Source organism: Spirosoma pomorum (genome assembly GCF_054776615.1).
On the sequence record NZ_BAAHBP010000029.1, the window covers coordinates 398023 to 422889 of the forward strand.

Annotated in this window: 19 protein-coding genes; 9 read left to right on the top strand and 10 right to left on the bottom strand. The window is 50.6% G+C overall.

What is annotated here, in order from left to right:
- Positions 1-108 precede the first annotated feature (108 nt).
- Positions 109-1764 carry an alpha-L-fucosidase gene (locus ACYVAD_RS19155; protein ID WP_461141132.1) on the top strand — a complete coding sequence of 552 codons (1656 nt, stop codon included), beginning with the start codon at positions 109-111 and terminating at the stop codon, positions 1762-1764.
- A gap of 91 nt (positions 1765-1855) precedes the next feature.
- Here the strand turns inward: ACYVAD_RS19155 and ACYVAD_RS19160 are convergent, their stop codons facing one another.
- The 4 genes from ACYVAD_RS19160 to ACYVAD_RS19175 form a co-directional block, all read right to left on the bottom strand.
- Complete coding sequence (locus tag ACYVAD_RS19160; protein WP_461141133.1) at positions 1856-4807, bottom strand: glycosyltransferase family 117 protein; 2952 nt, start codon at positions 4805-4807, stop codon at positions 1856-1858.
- 225 nt (positions 4808-5032) lie between these two features.
- A complete protein-coding gene (locus tag ACYVAD_RS19165; RefSeq protein WP_461141134.1) occupies positions 5033-5917 on the bottom strand; it encodes a bifunctional 5,10-methylenetetrahydrofolate dehydrogenase/5,10-methenyltetrahydrofolate cyclohydrolase in 885 nt (294 codons plus the stop codon).
- 201 nt (positions 5918-6118) lie between these two features.
- Positions 6119-6430 carry a hypothetical protein gene (locus ACYVAD_RS19170; protein ID WP_461141135.1) on the bottom strand — a complete coding sequence of 104 codons (312 nt, stop codon included), beginning with the start codon at positions 6428-6430 and terminating at the stop codon, positions 6119-6121.
- Positions 6431-6737: 307 nt separating this feature from the next.
- A complete protein-coding gene (locus ACYVAD_RS19175) occupies positions 6738-7229 on the bottom strand; it encodes a DUF4385 domain-containing protein (protein ID WP_461141136.1) in 492 nt (163 codons plus the stop codon).
- 129 nt (positions 7230-7358) lie between these two features.
- Here ACYVAD_RS19175 and ACYVAD_RS19180 point away from each other — a divergent pair, with 129 nt between their 5' ends.
- Positions 7359-8069 (top strand): hypothetical protein, encoded by a 711-nt coding sequence (locus tag ACYVAD_RS19180; RefSeq protein ID WP_461141137.1) that lies wholly within the window; start codon positions 7359-7361, stop codon positions 8067-8069.
- A gap of 19 nt (positions 8070-8088) precedes the next feature.
- Here the strand turns inward: ACYVAD_RS19180 and ACYVAD_RS19185 are convergent, their stop codons facing one another.
- Positions 8089-8718 carry a pyridoxamine 5'-phosphate oxidase family protein gene (locus ACYVAD_RS19185; RefSeq protein ID WP_461141138.1) on the bottom strand — a complete coding sequence of 210 codons (630 nt, stop codon included), beginning with the start codon at positions 8716-8718 and terminating at the stop codon, positions 8089-8091.
- Between the two features lie 99 nt (positions 8719-8817).
- On the opposite strand from ACYVAD_RS19185, the gene ACYVAD_RS19190 reads away from it, so the two are divergent.
- Positions 8818-9573 carry an SOS response-associated peptidase gene (locus tag ACYVAD_RS19190; RefSeq protein ID WP_461141139.1) on the top strand — a complete coding sequence of 252 codons (756 nt, stop codon included), beginning with the start codon at positions 8818-8820 and terminating at the stop codon, positions 9571-9573.
- 99 nt (positions 9574-9672) lie between these two features.
- On the opposite strand, the gene ACYVAD_RS19195 is transcribed toward ACYVAD_RS19190, so the two are convergent.
- On the bottom strand, positions 9673-10608 hold the full coding sequence (locus ACYVAD_RS19195; protein WP_461141140.1) for an ROK family protein: 936 nt from the start codon (positions 10606-10608) through the stop codon (positions 9673-9675).
- A 130-nt stretch (positions 10609-10738) separates the two neighbouring features.
- On the opposite strand from ACYVAD_RS19195, the gene ACYVAD_RS19200 reads away from it, so the two are divergent.
- From ACYVAD_RS19200 to ACYVAD_RS19210, 3 genes are all read left to right on the top strand, one after another.
- Positions 10739-11206, top strand: coding sequence for a redoxin domain-containing protein (locus ACYVAD_RS19200; protein WP_461141141.1), 468 nt, complete (start codon positions 10739-10741; stop codon positions 11204-11206).
- A gap of 65 nt (positions 11207-11271) precedes the next feature.
- Positions 11272-12039 carry an SAM-dependent methyltransferase gene (locus ACYVAD_RS19205; protein WP_461141142.1) on the top strand — a complete coding sequence of 256 codons (768 nt, stop codon included), beginning with the start codon at positions 11272-11274 and terminating at the stop codon, positions 12037-12039.
- 188 nt (positions 12040-12227) lie between these two features.
- On the top strand, positions 12228-12821 hold the full coding sequence (locus tag ACYVAD_RS19210) for a TetR/AcrR family transcriptional regulator (RefSeq protein ID WP_461141143.1): 594 nt from the start codon (positions 12228-12230) through the stop codon (positions 12819-12821).
- 55 nt (positions 12822-12876) lie between these two features.
- On the opposite strand, the gene cysK is transcribed toward ACYVAD_RS19210, so the two are convergent.
- Together cysK and ACYVAD_RS19220 are read right to left on the bottom strand one after the other, a co-directional pair.
- Entirely contained in the window at positions 12877-13785 is a 909-nt protein-coding gene (gene cysK, locus ACYVAD_RS19215) for a cysteine synthase A (RefSeq protein WP_461141144.1), read from the bottom strand.
- On the bottom strand, positions 13785-14630 hold the full coding sequence (locus ACYVAD_RS19220; RefSeq protein WP_461141145.1) for a serine O-acetyltransferase: 846 nt from the start codon (positions 14628-14630) through the stop codon (positions 13785-13787). Before ACYVAD_RS19220 ends, cysK begins: the two co-directional genes overlap by 1 nt.
- Before the next feature lie 278 nt (positions 14631-14908).
- Between ACYVAD_RS19220 and ACYVAD_RS19225 the strand changes: the two genes are divergently transcribed.
- On the top strand, positions 14909-16135 hold the full coding sequence (locus tag ACYVAD_RS19225) for a PQQ-dependent sugar dehydrogenase (RefSeq protein WP_461141146.1): 1227 nt from the start codon (positions 14909-14911) through the stop codon (positions 16133-16135).
- A gap of 69 nt (positions 16136-16204) precedes the next feature.
- On the opposite strand, the gene ACYVAD_RS19230 is transcribed toward ACYVAD_RS19225, so the two are convergent.
- Entirely contained in the window at positions 16205-20857 is a 4653-nt protein-coding gene (locus ACYVAD_RS19230; RefSeq protein WP_461141147.1) for an RICIN domain-containing protein, read from the bottom strand.
- Positions 20858-21354: 497 nt separating this feature from the next.
- Here ACYVAD_RS19230 and ACYVAD_RS19235 point away from each other — a divergent pair, with 497 nt between their 5' ends.
- Positions 21355-22413 (top strand): DUF3500 domain-containing protein, encoded by a 1059-nt coding sequence (locus ACYVAD_RS19235; protein WP_461141148.1) that lies wholly within the window; start codon positions 21355-21357, stop codon positions 22411-22413.
- A gap of 31 nt (positions 22414-22444) precedes the next feature.
- On the opposite strand, the gene ACYVAD_RS19240 is transcribed toward ACYVAD_RS19235, so the two are convergent.
- On the bottom strand, positions 22445-23329 hold the full coding sequence (locus ACYVAD_RS19240) for a serine hydrolase (RefSeq protein ID WP_461141149.1): 885 nt from the start codon (positions 23327-23329) through the stop codon (positions 22445-22447).
- A gap of 296 nt (positions 23330-23625) precedes the next feature.
- Here ACYVAD_RS19240 and ACYVAD_RS19245 point away from each other — a divergent pair, with 296 nt between their 5' ends.
- Complete coding sequence (locus tag ACYVAD_RS19245; RefSeq protein ID WP_461141156.1) at positions 23626-23868, top strand: DUF7683 domain-containing protein; 243 nt, start codon at positions 23626-23628, stop codon at positions 23866-23868.
- Positions 23869-24867 lie beyond the last annotated feature (999 nt).

Sequence of the window (24867 nt, forward strand, 5' to 3'; positions counted from 1 at the left end):
AGCCAGCAGACTTACCCCGTCCGGGCGTCCGTCTGCTGGCTTACAATATACATCGTCATTCTTCTCGTTACCTGGTACCGGTACCTATCATTCAAACCCATTCGATTCGTGGAAAGAAGAACCTTGCTCAAGCAGATGGGCCTTACAATTTCCGGTCTCACGCTGGCCGGTCACTCGCAGGCCGCTCCTTTTTTTGAGCCATTCGTTACAGACGAGAAAGTAGCGAACGGACCGTTCCAGCCCACCTGGGAGTCCTTGCAAACCTATCAGGTACCCGACTGGTACCGCAATGCCAAATTTGGCATCTGGGCGCACTGGGGACCGCAATGTCAGCCCGAAGCTGGTGACTGGTATGCCCGGGGTATGTATGAAGAAGGCAGTCGTCAGTATAAAATTCACCAGGAGAAGTACGGCCACCCCTCCAAGTTTGGGTTCAAGGATGTTATCAACGAGTGGAAAGCTGATCAGTGGAACCCAGACGAGCTGGTAAGCCTGTACAAAGGCGTGGGTGCCAAATACTTTTTTGCCATGGCCAATCACCATGACAACCTGGACCTGTACAACAGTAAGTACCAGAAAAACTGGAATTCGACCAAGGTAGGCCCGAAGAAAGACATTATCGGTGGGTGGGCCAAAGCGGCCAAAAAGCAGGGACTCCCCTTTGGTGTCAGCGTTCACGCGGCCCACGCCTGGCGGTGGTTTGAAACGGCTCAGCGCAGCGATAAAAACGGCCCCATGGCCGGTGTACCCTACGATGGCAACCTGACTAAAGCGGACGGGAAAGGGCTATGGTGGGAAGGTCTTGATCCGCAGGAATTATACGCCCAGCGGCACCCCCTCAGCCAGAACAGCGCCGATAACGGATCAATCCACGGGCAATGGCACTGGGGAAACGGTGTATATCCACCCACCAAAGCGTACATGGAAAACTTCGTCAATCGGACCATCGACCTGATTAATCAGTACGACCCGGATCTGATCTATTTCGATGACTCGCAGCTTCCCTTCTGGCCGATCAGCGACGCGGGCTTGCGCATTGCCGCTCACCATTACAACCATAGCATCAAGAGACACGGGGAGCTACGCGCTATCCTGAATGGTAAAATCCTGGACGAAAACCAGCGTAAGGCAATGGTCTGGGACATCGAACGCGGGCAGGCCAACGACGTACTGCCCTTCGTATGGCAATCGGATACCTGCATCGGCGACTGGCACTACAACCGGGCCGTGTACGACCGGAAGGGCTACAAAACACCCCAAATGGTAGTGCAGACGCTGGTCGACGTAGTCAGTAAAAACGGGAATTACCTGCTGAACATACCTGTGCGGGGCAACGGATCGATCGACGAGCAGGAGCGCGCAATTGTGGGAGGGATTGGCCGCTGGATGAATGCCAACAGCGAAAGCATTTACGATACTCGCCCCTGGACCGTATATGGTGAAGGTCCCTCGACCGAGAATCAGGCAAAGTTAACCGGACAGGGCTTCAACGAGGGCAAAACAAAATTCACCGCAGCCGACATTCGCTTCAACACGAAAGGTGATGTATTATACGCAACGGTGATGAACGCACCGACGGACGGAAAAGTAATGATCAGATCGCTGGCCCAGGGAAGCTCAAACTATCCCAAGACAGTCAACAAGGTGGAGTGGCTCGGTCAGAAACAGTCCCTATCCTTCGAGCGTACGGCAGAAGGGCTAGTGGTACAGTTCCCGCCAAACCGCCCAGCTGACTCATTTGTCGACGTATTGAAAATCGTGTGAAGACAGGTGAATTATTAACTCGTTTTACATAGCAAAGCGGTGCTGGAGTAATCCAGCACCGCTTTGCTATGTAGAAACCTATCCGTCGATCTTAACCGAACGCATTAATATGCTTCTGGAAGATGGCGTCGTATTTGTTAGCTGCCCCTATCTGCTTTGCTTCGCGACAAGCATCGACGATCGTTTGCAGAATATACAGATCAGCATCCGGGCTGCCGAAACGGTTGCCCGTTTTGTCGTACGTCAGGTTTTGATCGGCGCGGGTAGCCATGGTATCAGCAATTTCGAGCGCTTTTTTGTTGTCGCCTACCGCAAACAGGAAGCGGACGTAATTAGACGAAATCTGGTCGTACGGGATACTCTTGTCCGGAATCACCTTCAGCGAATAATTCAGTACCTCACGAGCCTTATCCTCTTTGCCTTCCCGCAGGAGCTGGTCGGCTAGTCGGAAGAACGCTATCCGAGCTGAAATAACCGGTGGTCCTTTGTACGTATCATCGTAATAAACGTTCGGGTTGTCGAACTCACGCCAGAAGGTTTTCTTGGTCATGTTATTATACATGATATCGGAGTTAACGTAACCATCCGACGCACCGGGCACGGCTACCGGCATCAGGCGATAGGCGTAGCCTTCCAGTTGCAGGTAGTTTTTCAGATTTAGGTAGCTATCACCACCCAGCGTGCTGGAGAAGTAAATAGGCCGCTGCCAGTTATTGGTCGCAATCATGTCGAGCATGATCAGGTCTGGCTTGTACAGATCTTTCTTTCCAATAGTCCATTGCAAGGTATCCTTCATGAACGGTTTCAGCGAAGCGGGGACGAAGTTTGCCTTGTCCACGGCCGCTTTGTCAATAGGAAGGAACAGCACCGATGATGGCAGGACGCTCGTCATGTCGCCGTTCGTGAGCGGCACCTGAATGGCTGGGTTGTTCGTGCGGATCAGGTTAACGTACTGCTTCAGATCAATGCCATTTTTAACGCCGGGCACCTCGTAGAATGGTACGATGTCATTCTTGCCTTTGTTAAACTGGTCGAATTCCAGCGAGATGGGCAAAGCCTCTGATTCGTACGTTTTACGCTTCATCTGCTGAATGTACCACTCCGTACCCAGCAGGCTTAGGTTACACACCCGTACGTCACGCCGGAAGCCTTCAACTTCCTGCACGTACCAGAGCGGGAACGTATCGTTATCGCCACCCGTGAACAGGATTGCATTCGGGGCGCAGGAGTTCAGCAGGTTTTTCGCGAAATCAACCGACTGGTAGCGATTATCGCGGTTGTGGTTATCCCAGCTTTTAGCACCCATCATCACGGGTACCACCAGGCACAAACCCGCAACAAGTCCGTTACGCATTACGTCTGATTTCAAAACGGTACGTAAGCCCTCGGCGATAGCCATAACGCCCAGTCCCAGCCAGATAGCGAAGAAATAGAAGGAACCAACGTAAATATAATCCCGCTCGCGAGGTTCGGAAGGCGGTGAGTTCAGGAATACCTGGAGGGCAATCCCGGTGAACAAAAACAGCAGCCCAACGATCAGGAAATCACGCCGACGCCGGAAGTACTGGAAGGCAATACCGAACAGCCCCAGCATGAAGGGCAGCATATAGAAGTTATCGCGAGCTTTGTTTTCTTTCAACAGGTCCGGCGCATTCTGGTCCGACGACCAGGGCAACAAGTATCCTGCACCTTCCTCGTCACTTTCCCGGCCCGCAAAGTTCCACATCAGGTAGCGCCACCACATGTGGCCCAACTGGTAGCTGAACAAATACTTGATGTTGTCGCCCATCGTCGGTTTCTGCCCTTCGGCAAGACCCAGCATCTGACGGTACAACTGAGGGTGATTCTGCTGAGTACTGTATACCCGTGGGAACAGCATTTCATCACCAGGAGAATAAACGTATTCTGGCTGATGGTCGAAGATGACGTATTTATTGCCTTCTTTTTTCCAGACCGGCGCTCCTTGTTTCTGGTCAATCGGGCGCGAGGTGAAGACCGGACCGTATAGCAGCGACCGGCTACCGTATTGCTCCCGCTTCAGGTAAGACAGGAAGTTCAGGGCATCGTCAGGGTTGTTTTCGTTGATCGGTGGGTTGAAATCAGCCCGAACCAGCACCTGCATGTACGAGGCATAACCGATCAGTACAAACGCCAGTGACAGCAGTGAGGTGTTGAGGATGACACGTTTCTGCCGGGCCGACCAGATGATGCCATAGACGATGGCTCCCAGGAAAACGATGACAAAGAAGATCGTACCTGAATTGAACGGCAAGCCGAACGTGTTAACAAACAATCGCTCAACGGCAAACGCCATTGTTGGCAAGCCTGGGATGATACCGGAATTGATGATTCCTAATACGGCCAGACCAATGCCGAAGGCAATAGTACCACCCCAAAACGTTGGTTTCGGTTGTTTCTTGAAGTAATAGATCAGCGCCAGCGCTGGCAACGTTACCAGGTTCAGCAAGTGGACGCCAATAGAAAGCCCTGTTAGGTAAGCAATGAAAATCAGCCAGCGATTAGCCGCTGCTTCATCGTCAATTCGCTCCCACTTGAAAGCGGCCCATACAACAATTGCCGTAAAAAACGACGACATCCCGTAAACCTCTGCTTCAACAGCCGAGAACCAGAACGTATCAGAAAATGTGTAGGCCAGCGCACCAACCGCGCTGGTTCCCAGCACCAACAACGTATCGCCTGTGTTGTATTCGTTCTCCGTGCGGTCCAGTAGCTTCTGCGCCAACATGGTAATGGTCCAGAACAGAAACAGGATGGTAAAGGCACTGGCCAGTACCGATGCCATGTTGATCCAGTAGGCAACGCTGGTAAGGTTGCCAAAGGACATCATCGAAAATAGGCGACCTAAGAGCAGGAAGAACGGAGCGCCAGGGGGGTGAGGAACCTGTAGTTTGAACGAACAGGCAATGAACTCGCCACAGTCCCAGAAACTGGCGGTTCGTTCAACGGTCATTGCGTACGTTACGAGCGCAACGGCAAAAACGAGCCAGCCTGTCAGGATGTTCAGGCGTTTGAATGACTGCATACCAGAGAAAATTAACGAATCTTTTGTGTAAAACGGTCTGTCCAGCGTGAAGGGCTGTCCCAACTAAGTCTGTCCAGACGGGGTCAAAAATACATAAAAAGCAGCCCGTCCGTGGCAGGGCGGGCTGTTAAAGTTTGTTAAGTCGGAGCTTGATCGACGTAAATCGCAGAATCTTTAGGTAAACGCGTTGACCTGGATCATGCTTCCTTGTCTGAAGGACTGAGCTTACCGGCTATATACTTCGCCCCGGGCAGCCTTCAATGTGTTCTGCATGAGCGAGCAGATGGTCATTAAGCCGACACCACCGGGAACGGGTGTGATAAAGCTGGTTTTAGGCGCTACTTCGTCAAATTTTACGTCGCCTTTTAGCGAAAAACCGCTCTTCTTGCTGGCGTCAGGCACGCGTTCCAGACCCACGTCAATGACAACCGCTCCTTCTTTGACCATCTCGGCGGTGATAAACTCGGGACGACCCAGGGCGGCTACCAGAATATCGGCCGAGCGGCAAATCTCCGCCAGGTTCTGGGTTCGGCTGTGGGTTAACGTAACGGTACAGTTACCCGGATACGTATTGCGCTGCATAAGAATCGACATGGGAAGGCCCACAATCTGACTGCGACCAACAACCACGCAATGTTTACCAGCTGTTTCGATGTTATACCGTTTTAGCATTTCCAGGACGCCCTGGGGGGTCGCTGATACGTAAGCGGGTAGCCCTTTCGCCATCCGACCGATGTTGATAGGGTGAAAACCATCGACATCTTTGGCCGGGCTGATGGTTTCCATAATACGGTCGGGGTTAATGTGATCGGGGAGGGGCAACTGCACAATAAGCCCATCCATGTCGGGGTCATTATTTACTTCGCGAACGGCAGCCAGCAATTCTTCTTCCGAAACAGATGGCTCAAACCGAATAAGCGTTGACTTCATCCCGATCTCTTCGCAATTCTTCATCTTGGAAGCCACGTACGTTTCCGAAGCACCGTTGGTGCCGACCAGGATGGCGACGAGGTGTGGAATTTTACCCCCCTGCTCACGAATTTGTGCGACCTCTGCCGCTATTTCCTGCTTGATTTGTGCCGACAGCACCTTACCGTCTAGGAGTTGCATAAGAAACTTTACTGATTTGGACGTTGCAGACCTGATTGCCAGATCAAAAATCAGACACCCCAGGATGTCTGATGAAGCCGCAAATCTACGCAAGTTTCCTGGTACTGTCGGTCTAAGCCAGTATCAGCGACGCTTAGGCATTGGTGTGCTACCTTAAATTGATCAGCGCCCCGACAACTAGTTGTCGGGGCGCTGATCAATTTAAGGTACGTAAATAACCCGGTGACGTGGCCGACGAACGACGACCGTCCGGCTGGGCACGTAGACCCGACGCGGAGGTACGTAATAGCGAGGGCGAGTACGGGTCACGATAACCCGGCGCGGTGGTACATAGGGGCGTCGATACGTGTAGGCCCGACGCGTAGGATGTGCGATAACAATTCGGCTGGGGTGATGATACATCCGGCGTACTGGCGGATAGTATTTTCTGACCACTACCTGAGCATCGGCGAAAGACACGCTGAAAATCAGGAGGAAAAGAACAAGGCGACTAATCTGTTTCGGCGTTTTCATAGCTTTTCTTGATTTACAGATTGATGAATGAACGCTTGTTATAAGGTCAGTAAACCCGTTTAATCAACATTTAGTTTGTTTCGATCATTTTAGTAAGTGGGAAAGACAAGCACACAGAAGCCTTCAATCCTAGAATGTCTTATAGTAAATCAATAAGAATTGTACTTAGTAAGTAGTTGAAATACAGTAGTTTGTTATTTGTGATGGCATCTAAAGATGTACCTATCTCCGGTTTGAATCAGGTCAGGACGTAAAGGCTATAATAAATTCAGCGAGTACGGCGACGAGCGAGTTGGTTCCCACCGGATTAGCCATACTTTTCCTGCCAGGCTTTTCGCTGCTTTTTGTATTCTGCATCTTCCCGCGCTTCGAGGTATTTACCGTAGAAGATCCGGGCCGACTCCGCTTTGATCGGGTCTTCATCGCGGGGCAGTTGGTCACGTCCGTGGGCACCGGAGCGGCCCTTCTGGTCGTCGGGAACGGGGCCGTCGTATTTTTGGCCGGTTCGATGGTTGGCGTAGCGCCGGGCGCGGGTATAGCCCATCTGTAAAAACTTCCGGGCCATATCCATGCCAATGAAATCGTCCTTTTTCTTGTAGTCCAGAAAGAGTTGATAGATCTTTTCTGATGACTCTTTGGCAATCTCGGGCGTCTTGAAACGCCAATGTGGCACAATTTCAGATTTATAGGGCTGAACCAGCAAAACGCCCTGCTCGCCTTTCCCAACCCGGTATAACTCCGGCTGCTTTCTGAAATCTACTGTGTGAAAATCAAGGGTATAATCGAATGCTTTGCCCATAGGATATGACGTATAGCAACTCCGGTAAGTACTAGTCGCGCCGGATGAAGAACGGTCAGTTATAACACTCAACGGGCGTATGAGGTTATTCTAGCTGTCATTTGACTCATTTATCAACACCCACGTCGCATGCCTCATTGTTTACCTGTACTGCTCTTATGGTTAATTGTTGCTACAGCAGCTGGACAGGGAATCAAAAAGGATAGTTCAGCGGCCGACAAAAACGAGCGGCCCAGCAAACCCCGGTTTATCGCAGAGCTCGACCAGCGTTTCTTTTACTTCAAAGATCGCCGGCAACCGCTGTTCTCGAATTCAACGAACGTGTGGGGTGTTCGGGCTGGGCTGTTATGGCCGAGTAATATAAAGACGGGCCTTGGCTTCTATTACGCCAACCATGCCGTTGACGGTCCCTGGGGGGGCTACCAGGCTATCAACCGACGGTTAACCTACGCAACTGCTTACGTTGAACCGTATTTTTACCGTCGTCGCTATTGGGAGCTAAGCGCTCCAATTGAAGTCGGGCTGGGAAAAGTGCATTATACCTTTACGCACCCGGATGCCGAACAGTCGCGTTCCAGCCAAGCCCTGATTGTGCCGTTAACGGTGGGATTATCGGTGTCACTCAAGTTTCCCATGCTTTGGGGATTCAAACCGTTACGTTGGTTCGGTGTCAATCTAATTACGGGGTATCGCTACACCCTGCATGATGAGCTGACGGACCGCCAGATAACCTTAAATGGGCTCTATTATTCAATTAGCCCCGCCATTTTTCTGGATCGTATTTACGCTGATTACGAAATCTGGCGGAAGAAACATCGGCAGCGTAAAGAGAAAAAATAAGCGGGGCAAGCTGCCTGGATCAGGGGGCCAGCCAGCTCAATTTAACGACGGGTTCGTACTGGAATAGGGCCCGAGTTTGTCCCTGACGGCTGAGGTGCAGGTATTCCATGTTCAAAACTCGGCATTCAATCACCGCAAAGTTAGTACGCCCGGCTTCGCTGTCTTGTTTCGACGGTAACTCGTCCGTGAACTGCTCTGGAAAACCAGGGTACGGCACCGAAACCTCAGAACCCGGCTTCTTCTCGGATAGGTACAGTTTACGGCTACTTGGCGATAACTCTTCCCATTGGTCATCGGCCACAAAATCATCCGTATGCAAGCGGGTTTCGACCGTTAGCCGAAGCTGGATCTGGTTGTCGGCGTCCCAGAATAGTAGCCCTGCATTTGGGAACATTTCGAGCTGGATAACTTTTTCGGCGCGCGCATCCGTGTGAAACCAGACGTATTTTCGTTCAGAATCAACTTTGCGCAGAACCGTCATACGGGCGTTGGCTCCGTCGTGTGTGCAGGTCGCCACAGCCATTGTCTTGAAATTGCTTTTTTCGGCTTCGGGCGCTTCGGCTAGTTGCTGCCAGCAAAACTGATTCAATTCAGCAAGCGTATAAGTTGTACCGTTCAGCGTAACGGTCGGTTCGGTGATTTGAGTCATTAGGGCTTGTTCAAATATAGCTGCTCAGTGTAACCGGGTATGCGTTTGCTTTGTTTATAGACAAAGTCGGGTTTACCTGTCCCCGTCTTTGCCGATGCCATGTGCTACCACAAATCGCTGAATGCAACTGAGGCCGAACTGGAAAAACGCTACAAAACGCCCCTGCCCCCCGACGTGACGTATCAGCCGGTCTACCACGCTAATGCCTACCAATTTCCGGAATGGCCAATTCTGGCACGCTGGAATCAAGGGTCCGATGAGAAGCAGTTTCGGATGATTCGCTGGGGACTGATTCCGTACTGGACAAAGTCGGAAGCAAATGCCGAAGACATCCGGACGAAGACCCTGAACGCCCGCGCCGAAACGATCTTCGACAAGCCCTCCTTCCGGGCGTCGGCTCAGTCGGGAAAGCGTTGTTTGATACCCGTGACGGGATTCTATGAGTGGTACACGCAGGGTGGCAAGAAATTTCCGTTTTACATCTCCACCAGCGATCAGAGAATCGCATCCATTGCCGGCTTGTGGGATGAGTGGGTCGATCCGGAAACGGGTGAGGTGGTGCCTACATACACCCTTCTGACTACAGAAGCCAACTCGTTGCTGGCCGCTATTCACAACTCAAAAAAGCGGATGCCCTGCGTACTGACACCCGATGCTGAGGAAGCCTGGTTGCAGGATGATTTATCGAAGGAGGACGCGCTGAAGCTATTGTCGGAAACCTATCCGGTGAAGAAAATGCACAGCTACAGCATCAGCAAACGTATTACGTCGCGCAGTGATCCTAATGACGTACCGGAGATTCTAGAACCGTCCACTTACCCCGAGCTGGCAAGTCATAAGGAGTTGTTTAACTAGAGGAGGAAGGAGGAGAGGGAGAAAAGGAGGAAAGGAGGAAAGGATTGCTTTCGCGTTCTATTCCTTTCTTCACGTTCCTCCTTTTCCTCCTTCCTCCTTTTACAAAAGCGCTGCCCCGAAAACGCCTGCGCTGTCGCCCAGCTTGGGTTTGAGGAAGCGGGTATTGAGTTCGCCGGAGTTAAAGACGTATTTACGGGCCCGCTCAACGCCTTCCGTATAAAGCAGATCGACGTTACCAACGCCACCACCCAGCACAATGGCCTGTGGGTCAAGAATATTAATGATGACGGAAATAGCGAGGCCGAAATTCTCCAGCATCCGGTTGACGGTCTGGCTGGCAACCAGATCATTACCCAGGTTATAACGCTCCATAATCTCTTTCATGTTTCGTTCCTCCCCGCTGATTTCGTGGTAGTACCGTTGCAGAGCCGGTCCAGAAATGACCTGCTCCACGCAACCCCGTTTGCCGCAGAAACAAAGATGCCCGTCTTCTTCGAGTAGGTTGTGACCCCATTCGCCCCCGATACCCTGTAAGCCGTTTACCACAAACGGGACACCGTCGCGACCACGGAACACAACGCCCCCGCCCACGCCAGTACCCATAATAACGCCGAACACCGTCTGGAAATCGGGCACCACGTCTGGAACGATTCCCATTGTAGCTTCGGCCAGGGCAAAGCAGTTGGCGTCGTTAGCTACTTCAACTGGCAGATCCAGCAGCCGGGATAAGTCCTGCTTCATGGGTTTCCCATTCATGGAAGTCGTGTTGCAGTTTTTCATAATCAGCCGTGACGGATCAAAAGAACCCGGCGTACCAAAGCCGATACGGTCGGGAGTAATGTTGGTTTCGGCTTTAAGCTGATCGATTAGCTTAACGACCTGTCCCATGATGTGATCATAGCCCAGATGCGCTTCGGTATCGATTCGTTTGCGAACAATAACGTTGTCCAGGGAAGGGAGCTGGCCTTTTTCGGCTGACAGAACAACCCCTTCGATTTTTGTGCCGCCTAAATCGACGCCCCAGTAGGTTTGCATTGATACGTAGAAGGATTACTGAGTTAAACCAGATTTGGCTTGTATTGACTGACCTTTTTCAGAATTTTGCCCTCGCAAAGCCAATTCAGATTCAAAGCAACATCCATAATTCCAAAATCAAAAATTTACCATGCTGACAATCGGTCAAAAAGCGCCAGAATTTACCCTGTTCAACAGTGAACGCCAGGAGATATCGTTGTCAGATTTTGCGGGTAAAAATGTCGTGATTCTGTTCTTCCCGATGGCGTTCACCAGTGTCTGTACGACCGAACTCTGCGAAATGCGCGACAATATTGCCACCTACGCAGATCTGAACGCAGATGTACTGGCAATTTCGGTGGACTCGCCATTCACACTGGCTAAATTTAAAGACGACCAACAACTGCCCTTCAATCTGCTGTCTGATTTCAACAAGGAAGTATCGCAGGCCTATGATACGTATTATGAAACGTTTGTCATGAATTTGAAGGGCGTGAGTAAGCGGTCGGCGTTTGTGGTTGACGGCCAGGGCACTTTACGGTACGCCGAGGTGCTGGAAAGCGCGGGTGACGTTCCTGATTTTTCCGCTATTCAGCAAACTCTGTCCACCCTCCAGTAAAGCCAAGAAACGGTATGCCAACGTAACGGTACATCGCTCTTTCACTCTCTTACTCTTTCGCTATTTTGGCCTGGTATCACAATTTTTTTCACGGACTGCCCCAGACCGCCTGGAAGGCAGCGCAAACGGAGGAACAGACACAACTCGACCTGGAACTGCTTGTTGAAACCCTGGAGTTTGGCCCCGGTGATCGCATTCTGGATATTTTCTGTGGGTACGGTCGGCACGCGCTGCCCTTGGCGCGTATGGGGGCTCACGTAACGGGCGTTGATATCTCAGACGAATACATCGCGGAAGTACAGGGGGCGGCAAAAGCGGATAAACTGGTGCTCAGTGCGCTTGCCGGTGATTTCCTGGCGCTCGATCCGACGGAGATCGGAGCCGGGCGGTTGTTCGATGCGGCTTATTGCCTGGGTAACAGTTTCAGCTTCTTTCCCCGCCCGGCGATGCTGGCGTTTCTAAACCGGATTGCTGATTTGTTAGTGCCAGGTGGTCGTTTTCTCGCTCATACTGAAATGATTGCCGAGTCCGTCCTGCCCGACTACCAGACCCGTAACTGGCAGCCCATCGAGGGACCCGATGGAGCGCCTATTCTCTTTATGGTGGAAAATGAATACGATCCATTGGAAAGCCGGATCGATTCGCACCTGACCTACGTGCATCAGGGGGAAACGCAAACCCGATTGGCGCAGCATTATGTATATACCCTGGCGGAATTAACCCATTTGTTTTTGGAAGCGGGCCTGTCAGTCATTGCCTGCTATGGAACGGTAGAAGGGGATACGTTTAGTCTAGGTGATGAGGCCGTATGGATACTGGCGGAGAAAGCTTAATGCTGACCATCAATGGCTTACGTAGGTATTCCAGACGCAACGAATATAGAATTGAAATTATTGGTATTTGGAGAGATAAAAGTTGACTTTTTTGTGAAAAAATAACTTTACTGTAGCCAAAATGCTTATAAAGCTGTAGTTTTCAGAGGATTTAACACCGTTAACTGGACAAAGACCGCTGAATGAAGATGGAAACAATCGAACGTAAACCACGGAGCCACGAACAAACCCGTTCTGGTATCGTACTAACGGCAAAAAACATTGCCCGGCGGGAAGGCTGGCAGGCTGTTTCAATCCGAAAGATTGCGGAAGCAATCAATTACAGTGCACCGATCATCTACGAATATTTCGATAGCAAGGACGTCTTGTTAAGCGAAATCCGAAACGAGGGGTTTCGGTTTCTCAAGCAGGAATACGAGCGAATCCAGAACCTATACCGCGACCCCGAAAAACAACTGTTTGAGATCTCCGTGGTCCAGTGGAACTTCGCGATGCAGCATCCGGAGATCTATCAGGTGATGTATAACCTGAACGGGGCAAACTGTACAACATCAGTTTGTCAGTCCAAGGCCATGCAGGACGTAAGCGAGATCGTCCGGAAAATTATTTTCTCGTTTATCCCCAAATCAAAGGAAAGTATTCAGCGACTGTACTTCGAATGGTGGTCAGCATCCCACGGGATGATTGTGCTGGCGATGATGCTACAGAACGAACAGTCGATCGAGCAGTCAGAAACCGTTTACCGGGAAACCATGCGTCGATTCGTACGGAATCTCCGCTAATACGTAATAAAACAGGAGCCTCTGACCAAAACTATTGGCTCAGAGGCTCCGTCGATTAATACAGATCGGGAACCGATAAGTAACGCTCGCCCGTGTCATAACAGAACGTCAGAATGCGGCTGCCAGCTGGAATCTGATGAAGTTTCTTGGCGACAGCGGCCAATGACGCCCCGGACGAAATACCGACAAAGATTCCTTCCTCGCGAGCTGCCCGGCCCGCCATTGCATAAGCGTCGTCTTTACTGACGGGAATCGTGCCATCCAGAACCGCCGTGTGTAAATTCTGGGGAATAAAGCCCGCACCAATTCCCTGAATAGGGTGAGGACCCGCCGGCCCACCGCTAATAACGGGTGACGCGGCTGGCTCGACAGCATAAACCTTCAACGCCGGAAACCGCTCTTTCAGTACTTCGGCTACGCCCGTGATATGGCCCCCCGTGCCTACGCCCGTAATCAATACGTTGAGTCCTTCGGGAAAGTCGGCCAGGATCTCCTGAGCGGTTGTCCGCTTATGAACAGATACGTTTGCTGGATTGTCAAATTGCTGCGGCATCCAGGCGTTGGGCGTTTCAGACACTAACTGTGCGGCCCGCTCAATCGCACCCTGCATCCCTTTTTCGCGGGGGGTTAGGTCGAATTCCGCACCATAGGCGGCCATGATCTTACGTCGTTCGATGCTCATGGATTCCGGCATGACCAGAATAATCCGGTAACCTTTTACGGCAGCTACCATCGCCAGGCCAATACCAGTATTGCCTGAAGTAGGTTCGATGATCGTACTGCCCGGCTGGAGCAGCCCATTGGCTTCGGCATCTTCAATCATAGCCAGCGCGATCCGGTCTTTGATGCTGGCACCGGGATTAGTTTTTTCGAGTTTCATCCAGACCTCATAGCCGGGAAATAGCCGATTCAGCCGGACATGGGGTGTCTGGCCGATGGTATCTAAAATAGAATTGGCACGCATTAAATCACAAAGTTGATGGGTTCGTTCGAGTCGATGGATTTCAGCCGAACGTCGGTTTGGTGCTGATGAAAGACCAATGAGTAAGGCTCGACGCTGGTTGTTAGCCAGACGTTACCACCAATGACCGAGTCATGACCAACGACTGTGTGGCCGCCCAGGATGGTGGCGTTGGCGTAGATCACGACGTTTTTCTCGATGGTTGGATGCCGTTTTTTTTGTGCCATCGACTTGGCCACGTGAGTTGCCCCCAACGTAACACCCTGATAAATCTTGACGTTGTCACCGATAACGGTCGTCTCGCCAATGACGACGCCTGTCCCGTGGTCGATGAAAAAGGCCCGGCCAATCTGCGCGCCGGGGTGAATGTCAATACCCGTGTGGCCGTGGGCGTACTCGGTCAGCATACGGGGAAGCATCGGTACGTTCAGGCGCAGGAGTTCGTGCGCAATCCGATAGACGGAAATGGCGTAAAACCCGGGGTAAACAGCAATAACTTCTTCGAGTCCGATAGCGGCCGGGTCGTTGTCCAGAATGGCATGAGCGTCCAGCAGCAGACTATCATAAATAGCAGGAAGCTGGTTAAAAAACTGCTCCGAAAGTAATTCCGGCGTATCGGCTAAGTTTGATTCTAATGGCTGAAGCAGGCAGGTAAGCTGGTGCTGTAGCTGCTGATACGTTTCGGCCAGGTCCTGCGATGCCGACTGACAGTCTTTGGTTACCGGAAACAGAAACCGCATCAAATGATCGATGAACCGACCGGCATCAGGACGAGAAGGTAGTTTATAACGGTATTGGGTTCGCTGGCTGAGCAGGTGATCTATAAACGGGTTACTAGCTGTAGTCATGGGTAGCCGAAGAACAAAAGTAGGTCAATACAAGCCGCAAATGGGCAAAAAGGTAGTAGAGTCGTTGCCCCGTAGTGTAGAGTAATGCCACCAGCAGAAAAGCTAATTTACGGCTCGGCTGCTAGTAGTAAGTGGCATAAATCGTCGAATTTGAAACAAAAAATGGGCAGCAAAGTTCGGTGCTGATCTCTGGCGCTGTATTTGTCTATATATAATGAACGAATACAGTCTGTTTACTCATGTTAAATAAAGCTTTTCTTTCATTACTATTATCCTTGGTGGCTACATCAGTCGTTGCCTGGCTGATTGCGGAGGCCTGTAACCAGAATACCGAACTGGCGCAATCGTCCGAAGCACAGGTGACAACAGCCAGTATATTGCCTGCTGGTTTGCCCCTCACCAACAACGATAAAGAAGAATCGGCCCCATTGGCTATGCAAACGGTTGATGCCTATCCCAAACTCAAATTCGACGCACCTGTTGAATACACGTACGCCAACGATGGAACGAACCGCGTCTTTGTCGTGGAGCAGGCTGGTCGGGTAAGGGTGTTCGAGAACAACCCCGCGACCGCTTCTGCTGCCACGTACCTGGACATTCGGAACAAGGTTGGGTATGGTGGCGAAATGGGATTATTAGGATTGGCTTTCCATCCAAAATTTAAGGAGAACGGTTATTTCTACGTCAACTACACAAAGAATAATCCGCGCGAAACCATCGTGAGCCGCTTCAAAGCTTCGTCTGCCAACGCTACCTCCGTCGATCCGGGCAGTGAGGTAATTCTTTTCCGGTTCGACCAGCCTTACTCCAATCACAACGGGGGCAAAGTACTCTTTGGGCCTGACGGTTATCTGTACGTATCGACTGGTGACGGCGGGAGTGGGGGAGATCCCAAAAACAATGCACAGAACCGCAGCAGTTGGCTGGGTAAAATTCTCCGGATCGATGTAAATAGCGCAGAAAAGGGTCGCTACGGTATTCCTGCCGACAATCCCTATAAAGGAAACAAGAACGGCTACCGAGAAGAAATATACGCTTACGGATTACGCAATCCCTGGCGGATCAGCTTTGACGATAAGGGTCAGCTTTGGGCTGGCGACGTCGGGCAAAATGAGATCGAAGAGGTCGATATTGTAGAAAAAGGTGGGAATTACGGCTGGCGAGTTAAGGAAGGGAAAGCTGATTACAAAGCCAGCGATCCCAAACCCGAGGCCACATTAATGCCTCCCGTATGGCAGTATTCTCATGACAATGGTAATGTTTCGATCACGGGTGGGTACGTGTACCGGGGGGCGCAGAACGGAGCGCTAAAAGGCAAATATATCTACGCTGACTACGCTAGTGGTCGCGTCTGGGCCTTGACCGCTAATGGAAAAAAAGCAACCAACAATCAACTGCTGATCGAGCGGGCCGGATCGATATCTGCTTTTGGCGAGGACCAGAAAAACGAGTTATATCTCTGTGATCTTAGTGGTGGGAAAATCTTGCGTTTAGCGTCAAAATAAATCGGTCCTGCTGGTATTGATACGTAATAGAATCAATACCAGCAGGACCGATTTGTCTTTGCTCAACTGTTACCGTCCAATAAGTAACCGAAGGGTTGTCTTAGGATTTCCTGACACGTCAATGGATAGCAGATAAACGCCTTTGGCATACATGTCGGTTGGCATAACATGGTAAGGCTCCTTCGAGGTGTCAACCAAACGGTGGTATAGCGTTTTTCCGTTCAGGTCAGTAAGCGATACGTTGGTGAGCCGTCCCTGCGATGCCTGTAAATCAACGTTGACATAGGTCTCGGCTGGATTCGGATATATTCGATAGGGAATGTCTGTCAGTTCCGTCGTAGACAATAGTTCATTGGCACCAAGTCGACTACCGGCCGCTGAACAGCCAACGGCATCAATCGTCCACTGCTGATTCTGACCGCCAGTAGCTGACCACTGAATGATATCTTCGTTTTCGCCAGAACCTTTCTGATCCATCACCTTACCTGAATGCCGGGCCGTGAATACGTAATAGCCTTGAGCATCGGGGGTTATCTTCCACTGCTGATTTTTCTGACCAGTTGATGGCCATTGAATGATGTTCACCAGATCATTAGTGAGGTTGTTATAAACATCAATCACTTTACCACTATTACCGTTTACCAGTTTGTAATAGCCGTCTGCGTCAGCCTGGATCTTCCATTGTTGTGATGCTTTTTTCGCGTACGTCAACTGACGCAACTGTACACCATCGTTCGTCGCGCCATTGGGTACGCTGATCGCTCTGCCTCCATTTCTGGATGCGATTTTGTAACAAGCCGTTGGCGAAAAAACACAGCTACGCTCTTCAACGAGCCACTGTTGTACAGTATTTGCATTGACTGGAAACTGAGCTATCACGGCCCCTTCGTTCTGATTACCGTCTAGCAAATCGATGGCTTTGCCGGAGTGACGGGCGATGAACTGGGTGTATCCATCGGCACTTTGTACCGGTTTCCATTGCTGGTTTCCACCACCTAGATAATCCCACAAGATGATTTGGGCCCGATCATCCATTGAAATGCCAGTCACGTCGATCACTTTACTCGTTGTCTGAGAAACGATCTGGTAGTAACCGTCGGTGGTGGGAGTAAACTTCCACTGCTGAGAGGCTAGGTTGGCGTCAGTACGCTGGCGAATTGGCGATCCATTGTCGCTGCCCTCGCTACCCAGCACCTTACCACTTGAGCGCGAAACGATCCGGTAGCAACTGCCCGACTTAACGGAGAATATGGGGGCCGATGACGATGACACGCAGCTGCGCTCGTCAACCAGCCACTGTTGATTGGTACCACCGTTGGGCGTAAATTGACCGATCACAGCCCCCTCGCTTTGGCTGGCATCCAACAGGTCGATGGCTTTGCCGGAGTGGCGGGCCAGAAACTGGGTGTACCCATCGGCAGTCTGTACTGGCTTCCATTGCTGATTGTTGCCGCCGGCGTAATTCCAGATACCCAGTGGACCGCGATCCGTCTGCAGGTTACCCACCTGATCAAACACCTTGCCTGTCTTCTGGGAGATGATTTGGTAGTAGCCATCGCTGGTAGCCGCGAACTTCCACTGCTGTGAAGCCAGATTGGCGTCGGTGCGTTGGGTCACGGCCGTTCCGTTATCCGTGCCGTCGCTGGTCAGCACTTTACCGCTGGCCCGTGAGACAAGCCGGTAGCAACTGCCAGCCTTTGCCGAGAACAAAGGTACAGGCGACGTCGATGAGACACAACTCCGCTCTTCAACGCGCCACTGCTGATTCGTAGTGGCGTTGGGTGTAAACTGAGCCACCACGGCTCCTTCGCTCTGGTTACCATCCAGCAAATCGATGGCCTTGCCGGAGTGGCGAGCGATGAATTGGGTATAGCCGTCAGAGCTCTGTACTGGTTTCCACTGCTGATTGCCTCCGCCCAAATAATCCCACAAGGTTAGCTGAGCTCGTTCCTCCACTGATACGCCGGTTACATCGATTACCTTACCGTTCTGCTGAGAGATGATCTGGTAGTAGCCGTCGGTAGTAAGAGTGAACTTCCACTGCTGGGAGGCCAGGTTGGCATCGGTGCGCTGACGAATGGCCGACCCGTTGTCGTTCCCTTCACCACCGAGTACCTTACCACTCGATCGCGAAACAATTCGGTAGCAGCTGCCTGACTTGACGGAGAGTGTCGGAGCAATCAGTTCGGCACTTGTTTCGACTCCCCCCGTCCAGGCACTTCCCCGGCGGGTATACACGCGGAAGTAATATTTCTGGCCGAGGGGTAGGTTCGTCACTGTCAACGTGTTCGCTACGCCCTGATAGACAACCTTACCCCCAAAGAACTCGGCGCCTGATCCTGAGAAGTTAGCATCGGCCGTATAAACCAGCTTGGTCGGCCGATCACTGAAACCACTACCTGCTTTCGCCACGACCAATACGTTATCGTAGACGGAGGGAGGGGCAGTCCAGTTCAATTGTACCGTGTTTGCCTGAACCGTAGCCTGTAGATTTGAAATAGCCAGCTTGGCCGAGTTACAGTCCGGGAATATTTTTATCGAGTCGGTAGCCGTTAACCCTCCTTTGTCAGTTACGGTCAATTGGATAAAGTAGTAGTACGTTTCCCCATCGCAGCCTACCGGCGACAGCGTGATCGTGGGTGATGCGCTGCTTATCACTGGCTCGCGGTGCTCGTGCGTGTTGTGACGCAGGGTTACCTGCCAGGCGTAGGTCAGGTTACTGGCATCTTCGTCATTGACACGAGCCGTTAGTGTGTATTGACTATCGCGGTCCACTGGATATTGCGTGCCGGCCGCCGGGCTGGTAATCGCTACTGTAGGCGCACTGTTATTTAGCGATACTCGTACAGTTTTTGTGTCGGTCAAGCCTTTACCGTCGCTCACCGTCAGGGTAACGGTGAATCCCTGTGTACCCGTGCCCGAGAAAACTTTGGTGGGGTTCGCCTGCGTTGACGTAGTACCGTCGCCGAAGTTCCAGGCGTACGTGATTGCGTCACCGTTTGGGTCCGTTGAGCCATCGCCTTTGAAGGAAACCGTCAGCGGTGACTGTCCGGTCAGCGTGTTGGCTGACAGGACAGCGATGGGTGGCTGATTGCCGCCATAACTTACCTTCATAATGTCACCCGTGTTGATGTTGACGTAATACAGACCACCATCGAAGGAATTGAATTCGAGATCAACAATTCCGTTCGTTCCGCCCGCTGGTACAAAATCCCGTACCTGCGTTACGTTAGTATTTGCATCGAATGTGGCTGCCTTGATCCAGTTAGCCCCAAAATCAGCGAAGAAGTACGTGTTTCGCCATTCGGTGGGGAAGCTTGCTCCGTTGTAATAGGCACCGCCGGCAGCGCAGTTTCCGCCGAAAGGTGTTCCGCTGGCCCCACCCGAAGCGCCTAAGGAGGTTACCGTTGGGATCGAGTTTGAAAAAGACGGCGTACGAGCAACGTTTGCCCCGTGCTTCCAATCCAGAACAGGACGAGCATGGATGTAGCGCCGTTGTAACCCCGGCAGCGGTTGGCCACTACAGGGATTCATAACTGTTTGCACGGGATTGGCGGGCTGTCGAATCAGATCGGCAAAAGTCAGGTATGGCTTGTTACAGGTATTGGACGGATTAGGCTCATCGCGGTTTTCCAGCGTATTGGCCGCCGATGCGTAGTCCTGATGAATTTCAAGCCCTTCAAAAATAGGCCAGCCCGCGTTTTCACCCCCTTGCCGGATCACGTGCAAATCCTCCCAGACGTTCCAACCAACGTCGCCGATGACAATCACCCCCGGATTTCCGTCGGCCATGTTGGTACTGCCCGTGTTTGGCATGATCGACATCCGAAACGGATTCCGCAGGCCAAGTGCCCACACCCGCGATTTAGCCGATCGTGGGTTGTCGCTGTCAAAATAGGGGTTGCTGGGCAGGCCGTTACCCGTATTAGGGTCCATGCGAAGTAGCTTACCGCAGTGCGAATTAAGCATCTGTGACCGGAAGGAACCAACGTTTTCGTTCGCCCGCATGATGCCGTCATTAATGGCCTGCTGGTAGTACGTATCAGGCGAGTTCCCTTTGTCGACGTAGCTGTAGCTGGCGTTATCGCCGGTAGTCAGTAGTAACGAACCGTCCCGGGCGAATTGCAAGGTTCCGCCCGCATGCGATTCGTGAACCAACGGGATACCCGTGCTTCTGCTTTCGCCCAGGAGTACCTGTCGACTGTTCGCTACCGTAGACAGAATTCCGTTGTTGACGGCCAGTTGATAGCGAGTTACGCGGCTAATGCTAGCGCCGTAGTACTCGTCGGTAGTGGCACTGTAAGCTGCCGTTCCGAATTTCATCAGGTGGTGCCGGTCAACCATGTAGAACAGATAGACTCGACCATTTTGGCCAAAGTTGGGATCCAGACAAAAGCTGGCCAGCCCGAAGTCACGCCAGTTGCCCACTTCCTCGCTGATGTCGAGTGCGGGCGCGTTTTGTTTAATGTACTGCGACCCGTTCCAGTTGGAAACCCACACTTTCCCGTTTTTCTCCCAAACAAACTGCTGTTTACCGTCGGCAGAAAATACAATACCCATGGGCGAATCGTACCCACTCTGTGCCTTGGCCGCCTTAAAGCCAATTGGCAACGTTTGGGCAATAGTGATCTGGAGCCAGAGAAAACTGCCCAGTAGCAGTAGCGTTTGGTAGAACAAATTAGGCCGGATAAGTGAAGGCCGGCGGAAATAGATGTGCATCATGCATTAAGTAGAATTACAGTTGACGAATTGGCGTACTAAGACAAGTCGCCGTATCCTTATTCACTTAATCTGACTACACCTCGGAAATATGTAACAGCCTATTAGATAAGTAGATATTTGTTGTAATTTATAGTAAATCATTGAAAATTAAGAATTTGTGTAAATGTTATGAATATTTATTTGTAGTTTTTTTATTTATTAAGCGGTAGATATTCGCTAGGCCTGCGTATAGAGGATGCCCTTGTCTACCAATGAGAATTGTATTGATGATGAGTATAATTCCTTATAGTCAGCAGGGGGCAAAATGTGGACGTAAAATAGTGGTTCGAGGGCCGGCCGGCACGGAAGAATCGAGCGTTACAAACCAACAACCTCTCTGTTATTAATACTTCTTTTGTGCTGCGCCAGGTTTAATAATTAACAAGAATGGATAGCCTATCATATGGCAAGTAAAGGAACAGCGTGATAGGCTTTAGCCTCGTAAGAGGTATCGGCTTATGAGAACATTCTTTTTCTGTTGGGTATTCGCGGTGATGGCATCCATCCCGGGTGCAGTAGCGCAGACGACCGATCGGCAGCAGCGGGTGAAAGATGATATGCAGGAAGCCGTTCAGGCTTTTTTGCGTGAGCTGACACCCGAGCAGCGCAAACTGGCTACGTATCAGTTTGCCGACGATGAGCGGTATAACTGGCACTTTGTGCCCCGCGATCGGAAAGGGCTGGCTTTGAAACAGATGACAGCAGAACAGCGCAAACTGGCGATGGCGCTGATCAAAACGGGAATGAGCCAAACCGGTTACGACAAGGCCGTCGATATTATGGCCATGGAAAACGTGCTGCGGGTGGTTGAAAACCGGTCCGATACCGATACCTACCGTGATCCAGATAATTATGCGTTCACCGTTTTCGGTGATCCGGCGACTCCCGCCGAACCCTGGGGCTGGCGGGTAGAGGGCCACCATTTGTCGTTGAATTTTTCGTCGCTGACGGGTCAGGTACTGAGCGTATCTCCCATGTTTCTGGGTAGTAATCCGGGCGAAGTGCGCGCTGAGGTGCCCCAGAAAGGTAAGCAGATTCTCCGGCAGGAAACGCAACTGGCATTCGCCCTGTTGGCAACGCTGACTGGCGAACAGCGTAAGAAAGCCATTCTTGCTCCCGTTGCCTACCGCGAAATAATCACCGGAAACAGTCGCAAAGCTTCAATGGAGCGGATGGACGGTTTGCCTATGGCCAATATGACACCGGAGCAGCAAACGCTGTTTCTAAATCTGCTCCAGGTCTACCTGAATAACTACCGGGTAACGCTGGCTAACCAACAGATGGGGCGTATCAAAAAAGCGGGGCTCGATCAGCTGCGTTTTGGCTGGGCCGGTGACCTTACCCCCGAAGTGGGCGAAGGTAAAGGCTGGTATTACCGCATTCATGGGCCAATGCTGCTCATCGAGTATGACAACTCGCAGACAAGCGCCAACCATATTCACACCATTGTCCGGGATCTAACCAACGATTTTGGGGAGGATCTGCTGCGGGAGCATTATAACAGGCAGCATAAATAAACGGCGAGACAAACGGCTGATTAACCGATAATCACTGGTGCGATACGTACTGATAAATCCGCTCGGACAGGTTCGCCATCATAGCCACAGCTTCCTTCTCATCCTTAATGCCCTGAGACAGCAGTACCAGAACGTAATACCGGCCATCGGGCAGATAAACAATACCCGAATCGTGATGCACACCCGTGATGGAGCCGGTTTTGTGGGCAACTTTGACATTATCAGGCAATCGGGCCGGAATGATCGAATGAAATTTCTGTTCCAGCAGCACCTTCACCATCTCGGCTGACGCGTCAGCGCTGACAGCCTGACCCTGCGCAATTTTATCGAAAATGAGCATCAGATCGTAGGCCGTCGTCGTGTTGTTAAGCCCTTTTTGGAAAGCTTTTGTGTCTTCGACTCCACGCAGCACCTGAATATCTCGAGCCCCCATGTCCCGCATCGTCCGCAATACATTGGGAGCACCCACCCGCTCGATGATGAGGTTCGTGGCCAGGTTGCTGCTAACGGTAATCATGTCGTACACCAGTGAAGCTAGCGTACGCTTGTTGCCCAACTCCTTATACGTACTTGTATCACTGTCCTGGTTGACAGATAACTGATACGGACTGCCATCGACGATGCTGATGAACTCTGTTTTGATCGGTATGGAATCTGACAGGGAGAGTTTGCCCTGCGCCTGCTGTTTGTACACTTCGATCATCACCGGGGTTTTCATGGTGCTGGCTGCATGAAAAGACTGATGTTCGTTAATTAACAGCTCCTGCCCCGTCTTTCCATCTTTGAACGCGACGGCATAAACACCTGGATACCTATGAATTTCTTGCTCAATACGTTGCCGTAGCTGCTCGATGGACTGGCGTTTCTGCCCGAGTGCGGGGAGGCAGAGGGTCATCGAACAGATGAAGCTTAGCATAAGATAGATACGTTGGTGGCTGAGGAGGGGCATGTGCGTATAGCAGGCGGTAGATATGTAGCGCTGAAACGAAGATAATTAATTCGTCATTGGGCGGGGAATTAGTTTTATAAACTCAATCTAAACCGAGCTTACAAGACCTTGATTTGTGAGACGGCAATTAGAGAAAGTTTTGAAAAGATTTTGTGCTCTTTTTAATGTTACTAGAAAGATCGCTAAGAACGGGCGTTTCGTGAGCCGGTATTTTGCCTGAAGTTTGTACTTTGGCTAACATAACGTTTGATTATATAACAGTAATGAGGGTACAAAGGCAGATTAGTTGGTTTGACATCTCCAGTGAAGAACTCGTAGGAGAAAGCAGTATAGATCATGTACCTCTAGATGATTTGAAGAAGCTGTTTGATCCTCCTACTGACGATCCGTTAATGTACAATCCCTACGAAATTAATGTACATCAAGCCAAGGAGCTTCAGCGATGGGTAACGCTAGTCTTCGACTTTAATTCGTTCACTTACTACGCTGAATGCTTTCAAGCTTAACATATTGCCACTTATACAACAGATTTTATGCCTTCTCGAAGTAAGAGCGGATACAATACGTTTTTTGATGACTTTACTAACTTGAGTTACGTGATCTGTCCAACTTGTCATAAACAAGCTGTTGTCGAAGTGTCACAAATACCATCAGGACTTGTTAGGCTTATTTGCTCACATTGCGGCCTGACCAAATAAAAACAAACTTCTCAATACACTTTGGGAAAATCAGCAGATCCGTTCTTTAGCTTGCCTCTATGGTTAACTGTGCAATGTGGAAATAATCAACTGTGGGCTTATAACTATGAGCACTTAAAGTTTCTACGTGACCATATAGAAGCTCAACTCAGAGAGCGTAATGGATTAGCTATTCGCAATCAAAGTTTGGGGAGCCGCTTGCCAAAATGGATGCTCACTAAAAAGCATAGAGAGAGTATCTTAAGATCAATCGAACGCTTAGAGAAAATATAACAAAATCGTTAAGGGGGCTTAGAAAATGTTCTGTCATATTCTAGCTATATTTTACTAACATAATCTTAGTTATAGAACGAGTCTGAGAGAAGTACAAGATTCTGACAAACAGAACTTTGGTACATTTGCCAGACTCGTTGTATAACTACGAATATATTAGTCTAAGATTCGACAGAGGTAGATTCACGACTCATTTCTAAGAATCTTTCAATCTTATGCTTTCGGAGAAATTGGGTAATTAAAAAGGAAAATGACAGCATAAGCCAAAGCCAATATTTGTACTCGAACGCATAATAAACAAAAGGTGGAATCAACAACAACCACTCTAGTATAACTGCATTTAACACACTCGTTTTCACAAATCGAAATAATATATTGCTCTAATACGATTAGAGCAATATATAAGCCAACAAGGAATATAAATCCATAAGCGAATAACAAGAACAAACTAGATATAAAAGTCCTTAGAGCGTGTTGGGAAATTGAAAAGTACTGGTAGTGGAGTCAACTTTGTATCGACCAAGATGCAATGTA